The sequence below is a fragment of the Belnapia sp. AC561 genome (assembly GCF_979252845.1).
The window spans coordinates 1-267 of sequence record NZ_CEEDBP010000248.1 but is presented as its reverse complement, the minus strand read 5'-3'; the positions used below and the strand labels follow the sequence as shown (position 1 = coordinate 267).

General features: G+C 63.3%; 1 protein-coding gene. It reads right to left on the bottom strand.

Annotation, left to right across the window (positions count from 1 at the left end; genetic code table 11):
• Positions 1-63: 63 nt before the first annotated feature.
• Positions 64-267, bottom strand: a 204-nt coding sequence (locus tag AC0IW9_RS30955; protein WP_471652132.1) for a hypothetical protein, incomplete at its 5' end; no start/stop codon positions are given.

Here is a 267-nt window from a genome sequence, read left to right as displayed (position 1 = left end):
AGCATACACAACCGAAGCCGTTGGCCCAAGGCTCAATCTCGGCATTTTCACCGTGAATACCCCTTACTTTCGATAGCGCGCCCAGCGCCGCTGCGTTGACCTGCCGGTCGTCGGCAAAGCGTTGCGGCGCGCATCGGTCGTGCGGCGTTTGCCCTCACTACCCCGGCCCCCTAGAATGCCGCGATGCGCGACGATCTCTCCCTTCTGCTTAATTCCCTCAACGACGCTCAACGCCAGGCCGTAGCGGCCCCGGTGGGGCGTCAGTTG